Below are 18,042 nucleotides of genomic sequence, written 5' to 3'. Positions count from 1 at the left end.
CTTCTTTTGGTTCCTTTAGGAACTCCCATAATAGCACATCCTTTCAAAATAATTATAAAACAAAAAGTAGGCAAGGTGGTCATATTCCTTGTCTACTTTCATTTTACAACTTCACTTAGCAGGTGGTTTGCTCTGCCCCTAGAAGGGGCTTTTACCAACTTGCATCTAAAGATAAGTTTCTGCGTATCTATTATGGAAGAATAAAAGAGTTTTTGAACGCAATGGACATGCCTGTTGATATGGATTCAACAGATCATTCCCGATAATAAAACTTCCCCCTCTCTCGGTCAGTGCTTCGGCGGTGGCCTTTTGGTTTTTCTATTTTTTGCAATGGGGAATCTTACTGTTTTTCTAAATTTTAGGGTTGACTTTTTATTTGCAGGTTTGCAAAAGGGCACTATGCAGATTTTCCTTTTCTCGATAATCTTTATCTAAAACCATGACATGACATTGTCATGGTTTTGCGGTATAATGATATTTAATCTAACTTGAGAGGTGTGTAATGAAAAACGATCGATTATTTCAGCTTGTATATTTACTGCTTGAAAAAGGCAACATGAGTGCGCCTGCACTGGCAAGAGCGCTTGAAGTGTCGGTACGAACGGTATATCGTGATGTAGAATCCTTATCTATAGCAGGTGTTCCCATTTACACAACCGCCGGCAAAAATGGCGGTATCTCACTGATGGAAGGTTACCGCTTTGACAAAACCCTATTATCCGACTACGAGCAAAATCAACTGCTTTTTGCGGTACAAAGTCTGAAAGCTGCTGACTTACAGGTAGACGGTCTGCTGTCTAAACTGGGCGGAGCCTTTCGCAAACCGTCACAGGATTGGATTACCGTAGATTTTTCCCGGTGGGGGCTAAAACAACTGGACAGTGTTCGCTTTGAAACTATAAAAAACGCTATTCTTGCAAAACAGGTTTTACAAATTGCCTATTGTGGCACATCGGGAGAAATGACTAACCGCAGAATACAACCGCTACGCCTTATCTATAAAGATAAACACTGGTATTTGCAAAGTTATTGCCTAAAAGCAGAGGATTTTCGCCTTTTTAAAGTGAGCAGAATTGCAGAAATTGCACCTACAGACGAACATTTCAAACAGAATTATGAGGGGGAAATACCACCCATTGAAATAGCAGATGTGCCATGCTCTGAAACAAATATTAAGTTGAAAATCTCACCACGGCTTGCCTTTCGGGTGTACGACGAGTTTGACCGTGAGAGTATTACCGTAATGCCTGACGGCAGTATGTTGGTGGAGGCATGTTTCCCTATGGATTCATGGGTGATAGGCTATATCTTTTCTTTTGGCACCAATGTGGAGATACTTCATCCACCAAATCTTCGGCAACAGCTTTGGGAGTATGCAGAAAAAATTGCAGCTCATTATAAACCTTGACAGACAGTTGTCAGCTTTTGTTTGGTATGATGAAGATACCAAAACAAAAGGAGGACAAGATTATGTCAAATGAAAATCAAAAATTTTGCCAAAGCTGTGGAATGCCAATGGATGGTGCTGCGTATGGCACAGAATCAGATGGCAGCAAAAGTGCTGACTATTGTAATTATTGTTATGATGGCGGCAAATTCTGCGTAGATGTAACCATGCAGCAGATGATTGATTTTTGTGCAAAGCCAATGGCAGATGCAACAGGTATCACCACAGATGATGCAAAGGCACAGATGGCGGTTTTTTTCCCACAACTGAAGCGCTGGCACTAACTACAAGGAGTGTGTAAAGTATGAATTGGAACGAGCAATATCCCAAAACCACGATGCCGAATTTACAAGAGGTATCCTGCTTTATAGCAAACCCTTTATGGGATGAACTCTGTGCCCATATAGAGTCTTGCTATGGTGTTTTACCAAAAACAGAGTATAGCATTTGTTCCGGTGCGCCCGGTTGGAATATAAAGTATAAGAAGAGCGGGCGCTCTCTTTGCACGCTCTATCCTGCTAACGGTTTTTTTACCTGTCTTATTTCAGTGGGGAGCCGTGAGACTATGGAAGCGGAGCTTCTGTTATCCGCTTGCACTGAATATGTCCGTAACCTTTATTGGAATACAAAACCCTTTAACGGTGGACGTTGGCTAATGATATCTGTTACTTCTGCGGAAATTCTGGAAGATGTGAAAAAACTCATTGATCTGCGTGTACAAAAGAAGGGTCGGTGACCACATATGCACCACGCAAATGCAATATCCATAGTATCCCCTAAAAACGGTATGAACCTTTATCGGGACTGTACCCATGGTTATATCTATTGACAGCCGCAGTGAGTGCTATGATATGACATATACCTTTGAGGATGTTGAAGTCAAACAAAACGCTCCACAACTTTTGAAGAAACCTTACAAAAAAAGCAAGGCTTATATAATTGGCACGGGAGCCATGACATATCCCTATCTGCCCCTTGAGAAAACCGAGGGGCTTACATATCGTGCCTTAGAAATCATAGACCGTTACGGCTTTGGGGTTACCCTTATCACAAAAGGCGATCTGGTTTGCGTGATATTCACTTATTGCAAAACATAAACAGAAAGGTAAAATCTATGGTTCAGATGACTCATTCTTTATTATTTAAGCCTTTTGCGATAAATATAACTGTTGCAGCAACATAACCCAGATAAATTCCGTAAGTTAAGGAGTTGCTCCAATTAAAACCAGCTTGAGGGTTATTGAGTGCGTAAATTATAAAACAAACAGCCACAATTAACATTACAATGCCAATAATTAAGAATTTCCTGTTTTTCTTCACGCGTTTCCCTCCTGATTTTAAAAATATGCAATGTATTCCATAATACAAAAGTTTTTCAGAAAACTCAAAACATCTCCTTGATTAATGTATTCAAAACCAGATTCTGTAATGGTTAACACTGCCATATTGTCTTGTATGATAATTATACCTTTAACCTTATTAACTTCATCTTCAAAAGAAAGAGTTTCTCCTCGACTTTAACAACTCCATCTAACTGTCCCAAACCGAAGATACCATTCGTAGTTTGATATGACTCATCTTCCAAATAAGTTAAATCCAAATTATTGTATATGTCTGCTGTTCCCCGCCACTCTTTTCTTATATAATAGAACGATACAAATAAAGTGAACAATTAGATATTTTTCATTGTCATATATTCATATCCATCTAATACAAGTAACGCATTTAGTTCTTTTAATACCTTCTCCCAGCTACTATCTTTTTTTTTAAAATACATTGCCCTTTCTACCATAAAAAGTGAATACGCACTCATAATGTTATTGATTATATGGAGTATTATTTACATATACCTCCATTTGATTTTCATAATTTTCCTTTAAAAATTCTATTATATCCATAATAAGTAACTTCTGAAATTTTATTAGACATTATAGATTGTTGCTTATCAATTTCATCTTTAGGCTTTAATAAAAATACCCGGGTAAGATATCTATTGAAATATCTTGTGACAAACATTTCATAATTATATCTGCTTGCATATTTTTTGAATACCAATTCCTTATCTATTATCCACCTTTTCAGGATATAGGTCATGATTGGCCAAACGATTAAATGCGATCTCTTCCCATTTCGTATTCACCTGGCCATAATTACAATAAGGATCAATGGAAATTCCTCCACGAGGAGTGAATTTTCCCCACACTTCAATATATCGGGGATTCATTAATGCAATTAAATCCTTCATAATAATATTAATACAGTCCTCATGAAAATCTCCATGATTTCGAAAACTAAATAAATAAAGCTTTAGTGATTTACTTTCTACCATTTTTATGTTAGGCACATATGAAATCGTAATCGTTGCAAAATCCGGCTGTCCGGTAATAGGGCAAAGGCTGGTAAACTCAGGACAGTTAAATTTTACAAAATAATCATTTTCCTTATGCTTATTCTCAAAAGTCTCTAATACAGACGGATTATAATCCATTTCATATTTTGTGCCATGATTTCCCAAAAGAGAAACTCCCCTTGTTTCTTCTGTAGTTCTTCCTACCATACACACTTTCCTCTCATCATTTTTTGTATTGCTTATTTTCAATATCTGACATTCATTGCAGGGTCACTTACTCCATTTTTCTCAAACGCAGTAGCTCTATCTAAACAAGTACCGCATTTGCCGCATGGCTTCTCTCCACCTTCATAACAACTCCAGGTTAACTCATATGGAACATTTAGCTCCAGACCTTTTTCAACAATCTTTGCCTTACTCCATAAAACAAAGGGGGCATCTATTTGCAACTGTTTTCCACTACCTATATAAATTGCTTGATTCATCGCTTCATTAAAAGCATTGCTGCAATCTGGATAAGCGTTTCCAGCAGCATCATCGCTATGTGCACCATAAAATATCCTACTACAACCCTTTGATAAGGCGATACTTGCAGCGGAAGACAAAAACAGGCCATTTCGAAATGGTACGTAGGTTGATACCGGCTTTCCTCTACGCTTTTCAATTTGATCCACATAGGACTCTTTAGGAATTTCCTGCTCAGAATGTGTTAGCAGCGAACAATCGCTATACTTAAATATTTTTGCTAAATCTAAATATATTAATTCCACTTGATAATAAGCCGCAATTTTTTTTGCAGCCTCCGTCTCTTTTGTATGCTTTTGCCCATATGAAATCGACAGCGTAACCACATTTTCTTTTCCGAATTGATGAATGGCCAATCCAAGACATGTTGCACTGTCAACTCCACCACTTAGTAATACTAATGCTTTCATATTCATTCTCCTGTCTATCGCCATTATTTTAAACGCATTTGCAGTGTTGCATCTGTTTGAAAACGACCGCGCAACGTGGAAGTATGAGTTTTGGCCGAAGTTTTTTTAATTCCTCTGTAGCTCATACAGCTATGACAAGCATCAATCAGAACTGCAACGTCTTGAGATTTTGTTACTTCCTGTATGATTTCAGCAATATCTGTACCAATTCGTTCCTGAAGCTGTAATCGTTTTGACACCATATCAGCAATTCTTGCTATTTTACTAAGACCGATTACCTTACCATTTGGCACATAAGCCACCGTAATCTTCATATCATACATCAATGCCAAATGATGTTCACAATAGCTAAACACATCAATATCGCTCACAATGATTAAATCTTGTGTGCTTTGTTCCATTTCCAAATCTTCTTCAAATGTTTTATCAAACATCATAGCAATTTCATGATTACTGTAATTCATGCCTTCAAAAACTTCTTCGAACATACGCGCAACCCGCGAAGGCGTATCTTTTAACCCTTCACGCTCCGGATTATCACCAAGTGCTACAAGAATACCTTTGATATGCTCCTTAATTGCTTCTATATCTATCGCCATCTTCTACATCACCTCACTTTTCATTCTTAATCAATTAAACACCTCGTCTATTGGGATCCCATATAATTTTGTGCATTTGTAGTTGTAATGTGATTCCATTCATCGTATTTTTTTTCATATACTCTACCACTTCATCTAAGCTTATTTTTCCAAATACTGTGCTGATATAAACATGACATTTTGAAATCAACTGATTTCTTGTGATAATTTCCCTTGCACAATCTAAATCCTCAATATCACCCACTACAAATTTCACCGTGTCTTTTTTCGTAAGTAACCGGAAATTTGAAATTAACATTTTAGATTCCATGAAACTTCCCGGAAGCTTATAGTCCATAGTAAAAGTAGGAGGATTTCTTATCTGCGTAAAAATCGATAAATCTATGCTTCCGTTTGTTTCAATTTCCACATGTAATTCACTATCTCCAGCAAGCACTTGAAGTAACTGTATCATTTCAGGGTTTAATAAGGGCTCACCGCCAGTTAAAGTTACATTTTTTATTCCCGTCTCTTTAATATAATGATATATTTGATCCTCAGTCATAATGGTAAAAGTAGTATTTTCCTTATTTGCCCAAGCAGTATCACAGTAGGAGCAGTTTAGATTACATCCTTGGAATCGAATAAAAACAGCTAATTGTCCTGCAAAAACTCCCTCACCATTTATGCTAACGAATTTTTCTACTACCTTATATTGTGACATCCAAATCCCCCTCATAGATAGCAGCGTTATTCGGTGTTTCATAAACTGTAACTGATTTCATCTGATATCCTTTTTCTACCATTTTATCATAAAAATATTTTGAAAATCTCTCCGCAGTTGGACGAAAATCAAACTCAATCATACGAAAACCCTCTTCTTTTAATGCCGTAAAGGTAGCCGGCTTCAATGAATTTTTCTCTATAATCAGCGCATGATCCAAAAAATCCACTTCTTCTTTTATATCTTTTTTTAGCTGTCCAAAGTCTACAACCATTCCATCTAATTGCTTCTCTGTTTGCAAAGTTAAACTCTTTATTTCAACAACAACACGCCATCTATGACCGTGTATATTCCTACACTTTCCTTCATAATTAGTCAAAAAATGCGCTGAATCAAAGCTGTGTTCTGATCTTAAATAATACATACCTCAGTTATATCCTTTCACGAATAAATAAAACTTTTTTTGAAATAAAAAAATAGACATAAAACTATGCCTATTTTTATATTAGTTTGCAGGATTAGTAAAGTAACTCGTCACCTTTAATCATATCCAATAATATTAAAATTAGCCCTAGTTTTGTTTAGAGACAGGATGGTACAAGTGAACTGTCTTTATTCCTTTTGAGAGTATAGCATTTTTTTGTTTGTTATGTCAAGTATGTGTCGGTATCGCGGGTAAGATGCAATAAGGTCTATAACAAGCTTACGCTTAGCAGAAAGATATATTATGTCAGTCTTTTCTATAAGTTTTTTTGCTAGGTACGAAAATAAGCAACGCCCTTCCATATCCCTTATTTTCCAATGCTTTGCCAGCTCCAATAAACAAACTACCACCGTATGCCTTGAGAGAATAGCATTGATATTTTATGCCATTAGTCATTGAAGGGAACCCACCGTTTGAGTACCAGCTAAAGGTACATAAATTCCACACTATAACTGATAGTCAATGCCAAAGCACCAATCAAAAAAGCAGAATCAATTATACTGATTCTGCTTTTTTGAAGGTGAATTAAAATCGATTTTTAAAATATCTATTATTTTTGTTTTTCAATTCTCATTTTCAGTTCTATTTATAAATCTTTTAAAGACTTTATTTATTAACGCTAAGTTAATTTTGCCTACTATATAAAAGTCGCTTTTTTTCAATAATCAATTTATCTGTAGAATATGTGCAAATCTCACCAACAATGTGTGAAATCTCCGTCTCATGTTCCAAAAACACCTTAGCAAGCGCAGGGTCAAATTGGGTTCCAGCTCCTCTTCTTACCTCTTCACAGGCATACTCATGGGAGTAGGCACGATGATAAGGCCGATTACTAACCATAGCATCATAAGCATCACATATTGAAGTAACCCGTGCGACATAGGGAATTTTCCGTTCTCTTATCCCAAAGGGATATCCTTTGCCATTCCACCATTCATGATGATAAAGTGCAGCTTGTTTCGTCAAAGGTAGAAGGCATGGAGGTATCCCACTGCTGCCATTTTTCATACAAAAATTAAGTAACTCTTCCCCATAAACCGGATGCCGTCGAACAATATCATATTCCTCCCAAGTAAGAGCATCAATTTTATTAAGTATATAATCAGGAACGCAAACCTTACCAATATCATGATAATAGGCAGCTCTGCTGAAATTTAAATATATATGATTCGGGAAAGTTTCTTTCGATATCGGTAACCATTCCACTAGTTTCCCAACAAGTATTTCTACATTCACGCAGTGTCTGATTTGATCTTCAGGCAGCTTGCGAATCATTTCCTCTGCTGTCAAACCCTGAAAAATTTTGTACAATTATTTTCTCTCCTTTCATGTACACATAATTTTATGGATATTACTTATACCAGTTTAGCGTATCTCGATTTTTCATTCTTTTTGGTTTTATCAGTCAGCTCAAAATATTTGTAAGCTTCAACTCAAAGCAACCGGCATATTGGCTTAAGGAGAATCAACAAGGTATTTTAAGAAGAATTCGTATTTAAAAATAAATTCTAGTTTATCTTACAATTATAGAGGACTAGTAAAACATTTTTTACCTTAAGTAGCTAACCAACATAGTTTGGGTTATTAATGGTGTATTCTGCCATATATTCTTTTGCTAATATTTAACCAATCCGAACATCTAAAAAACGGTTTAAAACTATGGAAACTCAAAAAACCTCCAAAATCCCTGAATTTATAGGAAAAATAAAACTTTCCTCCCAAACAATTGCATGATTGATTGTAATAATTTTGCACAGCATAAAAAAACTCCTATTGTAAATAATTAAAGGGAATAATGGTTGTGCATCAAAAACGCAGTATACTTAATACTGTGCTAAATTTGATAAAATACCGAAATTATCAATTTTTTTTGCTCATATTACCAGAAATTAGACGGCGAATTTGGAAAGATCACCTACTGCTGTATACATGGTATTGTACTTTTCTATTGCGGCTTTTTTTTGTTCGATTAAAGAATGCGTATAAATATTAAGGGTTATAGAAACATTGGAATGCCCTAATATTTCACTAAGTGTTTTAATATCCACACCTAGTTCTAACCCACGCGTAGCAAAAGTATGTCGGATGGCATGAAATTTATGATTTGGTAAATGTTCCTCCATTAGTAGTTTTTTATACAATTTTTGAAAGTTTCTGGGGTCAAGAGGGGTATCTTTTCCTGTGAGGATATATGTGTTATCATTCTCTTCGCACAATTTACGCTGTTCCACCAATTTTAACAGAAACCGAGGTACAGGAATCTTACGCATTGAATTTCGACTTTTGGGCGTTCCAACCACTAACTCCGTTTTTCTTCTACCCGGATTAAACACTTTAGTCCTTGAAACGGTTTTAGTTATGGACATCAGCCCATTCTCCCAGTCAATATCTTTCCACGTCAAGGCACAAAGTTCCCCAAGTCTGATACCTGTATATAGACACAGAACAATCCCCAAAGCACGCTGATCCTTTGCACCAAGTGCTGCCGCCTCCAAACATCTTTGTTCCTTAAGTGAAAAAACCTCAACTTCTCTCATCTCGATTTTTGGCAATTTTATTGCTTCAAGAATAGACGCCCTATTTAGGTCATCTTTTAATATATCTTTTAATGCAATTTTTAAAACAGTAAGAATCTTTTTTCTGGACGTGTCTGCCAGGAAGGTATCTTCAGTAAGATTTTTGGTGAATCCCAAAACCGTTTCCTTGGTAATTCGATCATCCGGTTCATGTTGAAAATATGGCAAAATATGCTTATACATGCAATGATAATAGCTCTCATAGGTTAACGGCTTCACTCTATTAGACACTTGCGTTTCCAACCATGATTCTAACAAACCCGAAGCACTTTTCTTTTGTTCTTCCTGCTTGTCCCTGTAGTTTTTTGCGTTTTCTTGAAACGTACGCATTTTTATCTTAGCTTCCTTATATGATTTTCCATAAAAATACTTATATTTTCCCTTTTGGACAAGTAGTCTTGCCTCCCACCGTCCATCTTTTCGTTTATAAATGTTTTCTCCTCTACGTGCCATAGTTATTCTCCTTTTCCTTTAGTAAAATATTTATTTCCGTGACGTTATTTATGACGGCGAAACACGGAGAGTACGCTGCAAAAACATCACGTTTTATGAATTATCCTTTCTATTTTTTTGTTTTCATGACTTTTCGACAAACATGCTGTACAAATTGACAAACTGAAAGCCGTTGATATATAATAAAATTATTATATTATACATGTTTCCAGCTGCACAGTATTAAGTATACTGCGGATTATTTTTGTATTTTAAAAACCTCCTATGCCTTCTTGTATCATTGCAAACTCAATGTTTTTCGGCATAGGAGGTTTTTTAATTCAAATTTGTTTATTTCCTAAAATAAATTATGGTTCAGATGTTTTATAAAACAAACTCCCCTATACAAATTGTAAAGGGGAGTCATATTACTTTATGTAACTACAAAATTAACATGCATCAATACTGTAGCTCGAGTTTGATACCGGAGGTCGTTTATACCTTGTCCTATTAATACTTACCCAAATCTCTTGGGCTATGCGAAGAAATATGTGTTTCTTCACTTAATGATGATCCGTTTAACTCGGACATTTGATAGGCTTCATTTCCCTTCCTCAACTTAAATTGCTCAACTTCTTCCTTCAAAACCTGCGCTTGCGCCGCCAATTCTTCACTGGCAGCAGAACTTTCCTCTGCTGTTGCAGCATTTGTCTGTATCACAGCAGAGACTTGGGTAATTCCCTGATTAATCTGTTCTATGGCAGATGCTTGAGCTGAAGAAGCCACTTCGATCTCCTTGATGGATTGTTCCACCATAGCAGCTTGTTCTGACACAGCAGCCAGCATCTTCATAGTTTCATCTGCAAGCTGCTCCCCTTCAAACACAGTGGTAGTTGATTTTTGAATTAACTCTGCCGTTTGCTTAGCAGCCTCTGCTGACTTAGCAGCAAGATTACGTACTTCATCTGCCACCACTGCAAAACCTTTGCCGGCATCCCCTGCACGTGCAGCTTCCACAGCCGCATTAAGCGCAAGAATATTGGTTTGAAAAGCAATGTCTTCCACGAGTTTCGTAATTTTTGAAATTTCCTGAGAAGAATGTCCAATCTCTTGCATAGAATCATTCAACCTTGTCATATATTCATTGCTGGAAGCAACACCCTGTCCTGCTTGTTGCACATAATTGCCGGCCTGTTCCACACTATGGGCATTTTGAACCGCCTGTTCGGAAACATTGGCAACAGCAGAATTCAACTCTTCTATCGTTGCCGCCTGCTCCGCAGTACCGGTAGACAGCTCTTGTGAACCATCAGAAACTTGTCCTGCTCCTGAACTAACCTGCGTTGCAGTTAATGCTACAGATGATATAAGACCATGGAGTTTTTCTACAAGGTCTGACAATGCCTTACCCATAATATCTTTTTCAGAGCGCACGGTTACTGTTGTGGTTAAATCTCCTGTAGCTACGATTTCAGCTTGTTTACTGATGGTAATCGTTTCTTCAATCAGTTTATTAAACGCCAAAGAAACTTTGCCTATTTCATCCTTCCGATATTTTACTTTTTTGTCTTCCTCCGTAACCAAGCCATAGATGTCAACATCTCCCAGTGCAAGATGCTCAGAAACCATGGCAAGCATCCCCATGGGCTTGCTGATAAGGGCAGAAATATATCTACTTAATAGCATTGCAAGAACAAGGGCTATTACAATTACCGCAAGCATAATGATGATTGCAACCCATGCCCCTCTTTTCTCGTTAACAAGGTTTGCTTTTGCAAGACTGTCATTATAATCAACGATAGACTGAAACGCCCTAGACGCATCATCTGCGTATACTGTCCCATTTTTTACTAAAGTCAAAATATTTTCTTTTGATTTTCCTGCCTTAGCAGCATCCGTAATCTCATTGGCTAAATTAATATAGCCGTCACAAGAGACTTTGACTGCGGCAAAATTTTTTTCATCTTCCTCGTCTGCTACTGTTTGCGCATAATTATCTAAGCTTATTTTAAGGGCATTTATAGTATTTGTTATTTCGTCATAGTATTTCTCCTTATTTGTATCATAGTTGATATACAGATCTCTGATTGATGTTCTGAGATCTTTGTAATTAAGTTCTGCTTGTGAAGAATAAAGAATCCCCAACGTACATTCATCATAGGTTGCCTGTTGGCTACTGGACATATTTAGCATGCCTATTATACCAACAATACCGATTATGATTCCCAGAAGTGATGCACACATAAATCCAATGCTCAGCTTTTTTGATACATTTAAATCCTCAAACCACTGTTTCATTTCTTATACCCTCTTTCCTTTTTAATTCATTCATTTTGTGCCTATTTTGTAATTTATCATTTGCTTTTTCAACGAAACGAAGTTGTATAACCGTAACAAAAATCCAACACCCTCACCGCATTGACAAAAATTTTTCGTTTAAACCCTCCTTTCCGAATAGATTGCTTTCAAATTAGCTCTAACAACTGGTGAAGAATTTCTGTGTATATTATGTATAAAAATCTAAAATCTTCTTATATATATTTATAAATGGTGCACGGTCAAATTGAGAATCTTTGAGTATATTAAAAAACAAAAAGACGCAGTATAAATAATACTGTGCCTTGCTATACAAAAGCCCGTTATAGAAGGAAGTATAAGAACTTTTGACAACAAATTTGACGTTTTATTTTGTAAATGACGGTCTGCCATCCATAATACTAACTTACTGGATTATTTGACATATATGGTAGGAAATGGTTCGATGGCTGTGGAAGAGAGCTTCATAAGATTTATAGCAAAAAAGTGTTAATTCAAACGAAATAATCTTTATTAGATAAGCTTTTAATTATTCCACTTGAAAGGATACAGTTAAACAACTTGTGAAATAGGCAATTAACTTATTGAAATTCTTTTTTCTTTTAACACAAGTGGAAATAGCTCTTTTGACGTACAAAATGACGGCGAAAAAAACGTTTCAAGCCTTTTTAAAACTTTGTTTATGAAAAAATCCACCATGTTTTTACATTTTTTAATGTTTTTTTGCAAGAAAAGTGCTGATTGACAATAATTAGACAGCAGATATATAATAAAATAATCCATATATACCAAAATATAGTATCACAGTATTATTTATACTGCGAAACTTTAATATCTCGAAACACTTCTTTGTTGACAACCCAAAATCCTCACTACGTTTCATTGCTACGTTAAACTAAAAAGATACTTTTTCCGCACCGAAATTAATGGAGAACAAGACACTTTTCCCCTATAAAACCATCCCCTTTCTTTTAACGCTACAACCCTATGTTTCCATCCTTTGCTTTTCATTACCTTCTCTGCGAAAATGATTAATTTCCTTATCATAGGTGAGCCCTACAAAATTATTTTCTCCATTCTATCATAAACAGAAAAATAAATAAGAAACAAATTACCTTCCCAGGAGAATACTAAAATTTTCATTTGCATATTGACAGTTTTTTTCCAAAGTGCTATATTTGTTAATGATTTGAATTGTAATTAAGCACTACAATCTAATCTTTGAATAAAGTACATAAGGGGAGCTTGTGAACAGGCTGAGAAAAAACGTTAAGTTTTGACCCTAAAACCTGATTTGGGTAATGCCAACGTAGGAAAATAATACAGGATTTTTCTGTGGCATACCTTAAGGGATGTCTTTTTTTGACTGTTCTTTATTCAGCAAGGTAGAGGAGGAGCGTCCTAGACCTTTTTCGAAACAACTAAATAGCGAGGGAGCCAGTGTTTCTGGTTGAGAGGAAACTTTTGAGTTTTGACCGCCTTTTTTGAAGGTTTTCCCATGGGAACGCTATTTTTATATGGAATTTTTGTAACCATGAGATGACCTGCGTTTCTCATGGTTTTTTATTTGCTTTTTGAAAGGAGTCAAAAAAATGAAAACAAACAGTAAAACATTGAAAATGGTATTTCTCTCCATGATGGTAGCCATAGGGGTTGTCATTTCACCCCTTTTGCGAATTGAGGGAATGTGCCCTACCGCACATTTAATTAATATTGTGTGTGCAGTTTTTATGGGGCCTTGGTATGCCCTATTAAATGCTACCCTCATCGGTATAATTCGTATGCTTTTTTTGGGAATACCACCATTGGCATTGACAGGTGCTGTATTTGGTGCCACCTTGTCCGGGCTATTGTATCGTACTTCAAAAGGGAATATTTTGTTTGCGGTATTTGGTGAAATAATTGGTACAGGTATCATTGGCTCCATCGTCTCCTATCCTGTTATGAAATTCTTAGTTGGAAAGGGATCTTTATCATGGTTTTTCTACACACCAATGTTTTTAACTGCAACTTTAATGGGTGGCAGTGTGGCATACCTTTTTTTGATGGTATTAAAGAAAAACAACATGCTCAAGAAAATACAAGACGCCCTTGGAACTAAAATTTAAAAGGAGTTTTCGCAATGGACTATTACATAGTAGATACTTTTACAGATGCTCTTTTTTCAGGAAATCCAACAGGTATATGTATCATAGAAAAACCGATGACAGATAAGTTAATGCAGAAAATTGCACAGGAAAACAAACTTTCTGAAACAACCTTTGTCCAAAAGATAGGTAAAGGATACTCCCTACGTTTTTTTACACCGGTTGAAGAAGTACCACTTTGCCTTCATGCTACTTTGGGTGCTGCATACGTTCTTCATCAATTTCTAGCTCCAACTACCAGTACCATCCATTTTGAGTCAAAGAGTGGTACTTTGAAGGTTCTCTGCAAAGAAAATAAATACAAGATTCACGCCCCTGCCTTTTCTTATTCTCCCCTTTCAGCGACAAAGGAAATGGTAGATATTTTGGGAATCCAACCTAAAGAGAGCTATTGTTCCAGGGATTTGCTTTTTCTTTTGGATTCCGAAAAGGAAGTTCTTACAATCAAACCTGATTTTGAGAAAATGAAAAGTCTTTCTTATGGACTAGGCGTTGTTGTTACGGCAAAAGGTACAGAAAGCGACTTTGTTTCCCGTTGCTTTTTTCCTAAATTAGGTGTCAATGAAGATATGGCAACAGGCTCTTCCCATTGCATTCTTGCACCTTTCTGGGCATCACGCCTGAAAAAAGACGTTCTCCGTGCATTGCAACTCTCTCCAAGAACAGGAACGTTAGGTTGCGAAGTAGTTGAAAATGAAGTAATCATTGAAGGAAGTGCAGTATTGTATTTAAAAGGTGAAATTCAAATACATTAATTACCCTTATTTAATGTACTAATATGGTATGAAAAAGAAAATCTTTATTCCTAAAAAACCGCCCCTTCATTTCTAGGCGGTTTTTTTCGTTGAGAAAATCGGCAGGCACTGAACACATTTGCTTAGTTGTCTAGTTCTTGAATAGGCCGTCAAAATATCACTCGTTGCGAAGACGTGGGATATTTGTTACTATATTTGAAAGAAAGTATTGCAATTAATTGGGGAACGTGAAGCAGATTGGAGATTATTATGAAAAAAATGCCTATTGATTTTTATTATTATTCCGGAAGCGGAAACACTCTTCTTGTTGTAAATGAAATAGCTAAAAAACTTTCTGAAAATGGCATAGATGTTACACTTCACAAAATAGAAAGCTGTTCAGCAATTCAAGTTAATCCAAAGAGAATCATTGGACTGGCATTCCCCGTTGCTTTTCAATCCACTTTTCCCTTCGTCTGGAAATTCTTTAAGGATATGCCTAACGGTAATAGTACACCCGTATTTATGGTAGATACCATGATGTCTTTTTCCGGCGCCATTGTTGGCCCCTTAAAAAAAGTATTAACTCAAAAAGGCTATACCTGCATTGGGGCTTGTGAAATCAAAATGCCAAATAACTGGCTTCCTAAAAAAGTAGATAAAACTGAAAATGAAAAATTAATTCATCTTGGTTTAAAGCGAGCTCGTGAATATGCTTTGGAGCTAATTGAGGGAAAAAGCGTATGGAAACAGATACCTTTCTTATCCCAGGCATTTTATCATTTGTGTTGCAACAGCTTTGTAATGCATAAATTCATTCTTCCAGAAGGAGAAAAAATAACACTGGATGCAAGCAAATGCGTCAAATGTGGTATGTGTGCAAAACTCTGTCCTGTAAAAAACATCACTATGGAATCATATCCAAAATGGAATCATTCCTGCCAGTTGTGTATGCGCTGTATCAATTTTTGCCCTACAACAGCCATAGGGTTTAATGGGAAAGATTTTACACGATATCGTGCTGTAAAAGCTCAGGAACTTTTAAATTAAATATGATAGCTAATTAACTATAAATCCTTTAAATAAAAAAAGCTAAGCATGTAGGCATTGCCCTTTAAAGCTTAGCTTTTGAAAATCACTAATTTTTTAAATTATACAACCCGCATTGTTTTAAGATGCTGCCCATGGGAAAAAACATGTGTCGCACAGGATACACATGGATCAAAAGATCGTATAATTCTCCCGATTTCAACAGGCGTATTTCCATCCTTAACCGGCGCGCCAATTAGCGCCTGTTCAGCCGTTCCTTTTATATTTCCGGTTTGTGTTGACAAATTCCAGGCGGAAGGTGTTATTATTTGATAAAACGCAATTTTTTGATTTTCTATGACAATCCAATGACCGAGAGCACCTCTTGTTGTATCAATTAATCCCCTACCCTCAGCATTTTCGGGAACAGTATACACTTCTTGTACCGATACGCCGAGAATTAAATTTTCTAACAGTATTTTCATAATTCCTACGATCTTTCTCGCTTCAAGAGCCCTTGCAATCGTTCTATCCATAGCAGATATACCATTCCGGTATTCTCCGCAAAGCCATTGCCTTGCCAGGGGGCCCACCTCAAATGGAACATTATTGTATCTCGCTGCTTTTATCCATGAATATGCCTTCTCCTTGTGAATGTCCGGCTCATTGTTTTCATCATACCAAGCAAACTCATTTTCTTGAGAGATTTCATCCGGGTGAAACGGCGTTATTCTACTATTTGTATAAACAAGGGGATTTACGTATAACGTTCCTAATTCCTTATAATTATCAAAACATCCATAACTTAATAAATTCCCATAGCCTTTGCCAATGTAATAATACTCAGAATAATAATTTCCAATTTCATATACATCCGGAATCATTTTTTCATTGATAAATTGTTCAATACCATCAAGGATTGATTTCATAGCAATAACTTTATCTATAGTGGCTTGCGATGTAATACCCCCAACAAATACACCATGATTGTGAGGTGCCTTTCCTCCCAATATCGCCAGCATTTGATGGGCACTTCGGCTAAACTCTAAGGAAGCAAAATAATCTTCCACCATTCTATCATTTAGATTTTTAGGAAGTCTATAATCGTTATGATCCGTTTTAAAAAGAGGATAATTTTCCGGAAGCTTAACAAAATCGGGAAGCGTATATTGATAAAAGTGTCTCAAATGATTTTGAAGAAACTCGCATGCGTGAACAAGATCTCTAAGATATCTCCCCTGCTCAGAAGGAACAAAATTCATGGCACTTTCCAAAGCAAGCGTGGATGCCACAGAGTGCGCAGTGGAACAAATTCCACATATTCGTTGAGTAAAATAGACGGCATCAAAAGGATTTCGACCAACCAACATTTTTTCAAACCCACGAAACATTAAACCCTTTGTTTTTGCATCTACGATGGCATGATTTTCGATATCCGCTTCTATTTCCATAAAACCGCTGATTCGTGTTACAGGATTTATCGTTATTTTTTCCGGCATGCTTACTCCCCTTTCGTTGTATTATAAGTTATAAACGGCTCCATCGCATCAGGAAACCCAAATTGTGCACAGCCAATACAAGGAGAATCATCTTCTATCGGCCAATTTTCATGTCCGTTCCATTGCCGAATGGGGCAATCAATTCGAGTGATGGGACCACGACAGCCCATTTTGAACATGCAGGTTTTTTCCCCAAGCTTACTCGCAAAAATGCCACGATCAAAATAAGATCTCCTGGGGCACCTGTCATGGATCGTAGTACTGTAAAACATCAAAGGGCGGTTTCTGCTGTCCAGCGGCGGTTCACCGTATAACATGATGTACGCTAGCGTTCCCATAAACCAATCGGGGTGACATGGGCAACCCGGTAATTGAATTACTTTTCTTTCTAAAACTTGATATACCCCTACACATTCCGATGGATTTGGTCTTGCCGCCGACACACCGCCATGGGAGGCACACGCACCCACTGCTATAACATATGCGGCCTGTTCCCCTAATTTTTTTACTACGTCCAGACCTGTTATGGGAAGTCCATTATGCCGTCCGATAATATTATAAATTCCATTGTCTTTTAAAGAGACTGCCCCCTCTACTGCAAGAATGTAATTAGAACCAATTACATTAAATAATTCATCCATAGCTTGGTTTCCTTCCGCTGCAAGCAAACTATTGCTATAAATAAAATTTGCCATTTGGGTAATGAGATACTGAAAGTCCGGATTTTGCCCATTCAACAATGAAATAATATTCCCCGAACATCCATTAAGCTCAAGCCAGACAAGATTTGG

General features: G+C 36.7%; 19 protein-coding genes and 1 riboswitch. Of the genes, 8 read left to right on the top strand and 11 right to left on the bottom strand.

Annotation, left to right across the window (positions count from 1 at the left end; translation table 11 throughout):
• From P9Q65_RS11615 to P9Q65_RS11595, 5 genes are all read left to right on the top strand, one after another.
• Positions 1–204, top strand: a 204-nt coding sequence (locus P9Q65_RS11615; RefSeq protein WP_304509591.1) for a hypothetical protein, incomplete at its 5' end; no start/stop codon positions are given.
• Positions 205–502: 298 nt separating this feature from the next.
• Entirely contained in the window at positions 503–1,408 is a 906-nt protein-coding gene (locus P9Q65_RS11610) for a helix-turn-helix transcriptional regulator (protein WP_304509590.1), read from the top strand.
• Between the two features lie 62 nt (positions 1,409–1,470).
• Entirely contained in the window at positions 1,471–1,731 is a 261-nt protein-coding gene (locus tag P9Q65_RS11605; protein WP_304509589.1) for a zinc ribbon domain-containing protein, read from the top strand.
• Between the two features lie 20 nt (positions 1,732–1,751).
• Positions 1,752–2,183 (top strand): DUF3788 domain-containing protein, encoded by a 432-nt coding sequence (locus P9Q65_RS11600; RefSeq protein WP_304509588.1) that lies wholly within the window; start codon positions 1,752–1,754, stop codon positions 2,181–2,183.
• 76 nt (positions 2,184–2,259) lie between these two features.
• Positions 2,260–2,544 carry a hypothetical protein gene (locus P9Q65_RS11595; RefSeq protein WP_304509587.1) on the top strand — a complete coding sequence of 95 codons (285 nt, stop codon included), beginning with the start codon at positions 2,260–2,262 and terminating at the stop codon, positions 2,542–2,544.
• Between the two features lie 31 nt (positions 2,545–2,575).
• On the opposite strand, the gene P9Q65_RS11590 is transcribed toward P9Q65_RS11595, so the two are convergent.
• The 9 genes from P9Q65_RS11590 to P9Q65_RS11550 all read right to left on the bottom strand — a co-directional run bounded on the left by P9Q65_RS11590 (position 2,576) and on the right by P9Q65_RS11550 (position 11,824).
• Positions 2,576–2,767, bottom strand: coding sequence for a hypothetical protein (locus P9Q65_RS11590; RefSeq protein ID WP_304509586.1), 192 nt, complete (start codon positions 2,765–2,767; stop codon positions 2,576–2,578).
• A 739-nt stretch (positions 2,768–3,506) separates the two neighbouring features.
• Positions 3,507–4,004, bottom strand: coding sequence for a preQ(1) synthase (gene queF, locus P9Q65_RS11585; RefSeq protein WP_304509585.1), 498 nt, complete (start codon positions 4,002–4,004; stop codon positions 3,507–3,509).
• Between the two features lie 38 nt (positions 4,005–4,042).
• Positions 4,043–4,732, bottom strand: coding sequence for a 7-cyano-7-deazaguanine synthase QueC (queC, locus tag P9Q65_RS11580; RefSeq protein ID WP_304509584.1), 690 nt, complete (start codon positions 4,730–4,732; stop codon positions 4,043–4,045).
• Positions 4,733–4,755: 23 nt separating this feature from the next.
• Positions 4,756–5,331 (bottom strand): GTP cyclohydrolase I FolE, encoded by a 576-nt coding sequence (folE, locus tag P9Q65_RS11575; RefSeq protein ID WP_304509583.1) that lies wholly within the window; start codon positions 5,329–5,331, stop codon positions 4,756–4,758.
• Between the two features lie 34 nt (positions 5,332–5,365).
• Entirely contained in the window at positions 5,366–6,034 is a 669-nt protein-coding gene (gene queE, locus P9Q65_RS11570; RefSeq protein ID WP_304509582.1) for a putative 7-carboxy-7-deazaguanine synthase QueE, read from the bottom strand.
• Entirely contained in the window at positions 6,021–6,458 is a 438-nt protein-coding gene (locus P9Q65_RS11565) for a 6-pyruvoyl trahydropterin synthase family protein (RefSeq protein WP_304509581.1), read from the bottom strand. Before P9Q65_RS11565 ends, queE begins: the two co-directional genes overlap by 14 nt.
• A gap of 684 nt (positions 6,459–7,142) precedes the next feature.
• Positions 7,143–7,829 carry an HD-GYP domain-containing protein gene (locus tag P9Q65_RS11560; protein WP_304509580.1) on the bottom strand — a complete coding sequence of 229 codons (687 nt, stop codon included), beginning with the start codon at positions 7,827–7,829 and terminating at the stop codon, positions 7,143–7,145.
• 578 nt (positions 7,830–8,407) lie between these two features.
• Positions 8,408–9,547, bottom strand: coding sequence for a tyrosine-type recombinase/integrase (locus P9Q65_RS11555; RefSeq protein WP_304509579.1), 1,140 nt, complete (start codon positions 9,545–9,547; stop codon positions 8,408–8,410).
• Between the two features lie 489 nt (positions 9,548–10,036).
• A complete protein-coding gene (locus tag P9Q65_RS11550; RefSeq protein ID WP_304509578.1) occupies positions 10,037–11,824 on the bottom strand; it encodes a methyl-accepting chemotaxis protein in 1,788 nt (595 codons plus the stop codon).
• Between the two features lie 1,245 nt (positions 11,825–13,069).
• Positions 13,070–13,175: riboswitch (TPP riboswitch) on the top strand.
• 259 nt (positions 13,176–13,434) lie between these two features.
• Between P9Q65_RS11550 and thiW the strand changes: the two genes are divergently transcribed.
• The 3 genes from thiW to P9Q65_RS11535 all read left to right on the top strand — a co-directional run bounded on the left by thiW (position 13,435) and on the right by P9Q65_RS11535 (position 15,773).
• Positions 13,435–13,950 (top strand): energy coupling factor transporter S component ThiW, encoded by a 516-nt coding sequence (gene thiW / locus P9Q65_RS11545; RefSeq protein WP_304509577.1) that lies wholly within the window; start codon positions 13,435–13,437, stop codon positions 13,948–13,950.
• 14 nt (positions 13,951–13,964) lie between these two features.
• Positions 13,965–14,744, top strand: a complete 780-nt coding sequence (locus P9Q65_RS11540) for a PhzF family phenazine biosynthesis protein (RefSeq protein WP_304509576.1) — start codon at positions 13,965–13,967, stop codon at positions 14,742–14,744.
• A gap of 249 nt (positions 14,745–14,993) precedes the next feature.
• The gene (locus tag P9Q65_RS11535; RefSeq protein ID WP_304509575.1) at positions 14,994–15,773 is read left to right on the top strand and encodes an EFR1 family ferrodoxin; all 780 of its coding nucleotides are present in this window, start codon (positions 14,994–14,996) and stop codon (positions 15,771–15,773) included.
• 101 nt (positions 15,774–15,874) lie between these two features.
• Here the strand turns inward: P9Q65_RS11535 and P9Q65_RS11530 are convergent, their stop codons facing one another.
• Both P9Q65_RS11530 and P9Q65_RS11525 read right to left on the bottom strand, forming a co-directional pair.
• A complete protein-coding gene (locus P9Q65_RS11530) occupies positions 15,875–17,251 on the bottom strand; it encodes a nickel-dependent hydrogenase large subunit (RefSeq protein ID WP_304509574.1) in 1,377 nt (458 codons plus the stop codon).
• 2 nt (positions 17,252–17,253) lie between these two features.
• Positions 17,254–18,042: hydrogenase small subunit (locus P9Q65_RS11525; protein WP_304509573.1), on the bottom strand; the 789-nt coding region annotated here is incomplete at its 5' end.

The sequence above is a fragment of the Anaerotignum sp. genome, from assembly GCF_030625865.1.
Classification (GTDB): domain Bacteria; phylum Bacillota; class Clostridia; order Lachnospirales; family Anaerotignaceae; genus Chakrabartyella.
The sequence above is the reverse complement of the archived record's forward strand: the minus strand, read 5'-3'. Positions and strand labels throughout refer to the sequence as shown.

Bases quoted from the DNA above. Each gene is read 5' to 3' on its own strand.
- P9Q65_RS11610 (WP_304509590.1), top strand. From the start codon at position 503: ATGAAAAACGATCGATTATTTCAGCTTGTATATTTACTGCTTGAAAAA.
- P9Q65_RS11605 (WP_304509589.1), top strand. From the start codon at position 1,471: ATGTCAAATGAAAATCAAAAATTTTGCCAAAGCTGTGGAATGCCAATG.
- P9Q65_RS11600 (WP_304509588.1), top strand. From the start codon at position 1,752: ATGAATTGGAACGAGCAATATCCCAAAACCACGATGCCGAATTTACAA.
- P9Q65_RS11595 (WP_304509587.1), top strand. From the start codon at position 2,260: ATGGTTATATCTATTGACAGCCGCAGTGAGTGCTATGATATGACATAT.
- queF (WP_304509585.1), bottom strand. From the start codon at position 4,004: ATGGTAGGAAGAACTACAGAAGAAACAAGGGGAGTTTCTCTTTTGGGA.
- queC (WP_304509584.1), bottom strand. From the start codon at position 4,732: ATGAAAGCATTAGTATTACTAAGTGGTGGAGTTGACAGTGCAACATGT.
- folE (WP_304509583.1), bottom strand. From the start codon at position 5,331: ATGGCGATAGATATAGAAGCAATTAAGGAGCATATCAAAGGTATTCTT.
- queE (WP_304509582.1), bottom strand. From the start codon at position 6,034: ATGTCACAATATAAGGTAGTAGAAAAATTCGTTAGCATAAATGGTGAG.
- P9Q65_RS11565 (WP_304509581.1), bottom strand. From the start codon at position 6,458: ATGTATTATTTAAGATCAGAACACAGCTTTGATTCAGCGCATTTTTTG.
- P9Q65_RS11555 (WP_304509579.1), bottom strand. From the start codon at position 9,547: ATGGCACGTAGAGGAGAAAACATTTATAAACGAAAAGATGGACGGTGG.
- P9Q65_RS11550 (WP_304509578.1), bottom strand. From the start codon at position 11,824: ATGAAACAGTGGTTTGAGGATTTAAATGTATCAAAAAAGCTGAGCATT.
- thiW (WP_304509577.1), top strand. From the start codon at position 13,435: ATGAAAACAAACAGTAAAACATTGAAAATGGTATTTCTCTCCATGATG.
- P9Q65_RS11540 (WP_304509576.1), top strand. From the start codon at position 13,965: ATGGACTATTACATAGTAGATACTTTTACAGATGCTCTTTTTTCAGGA.
- P9Q65_RS11535 (WP_304509575.1), top strand. From the start codon at position 14,994: ATGAAAAAAATGCCTATTGATTTTTATTATTATTCCGGAAGCGGAAAC.
- P9Q65_RS11530 (WP_304509574.1), bottom strand. From the start codon at position 17,251: ATGCCGGAAAAAATAACGATAAATCCTGTAACACGAATCAGCGGTTTT.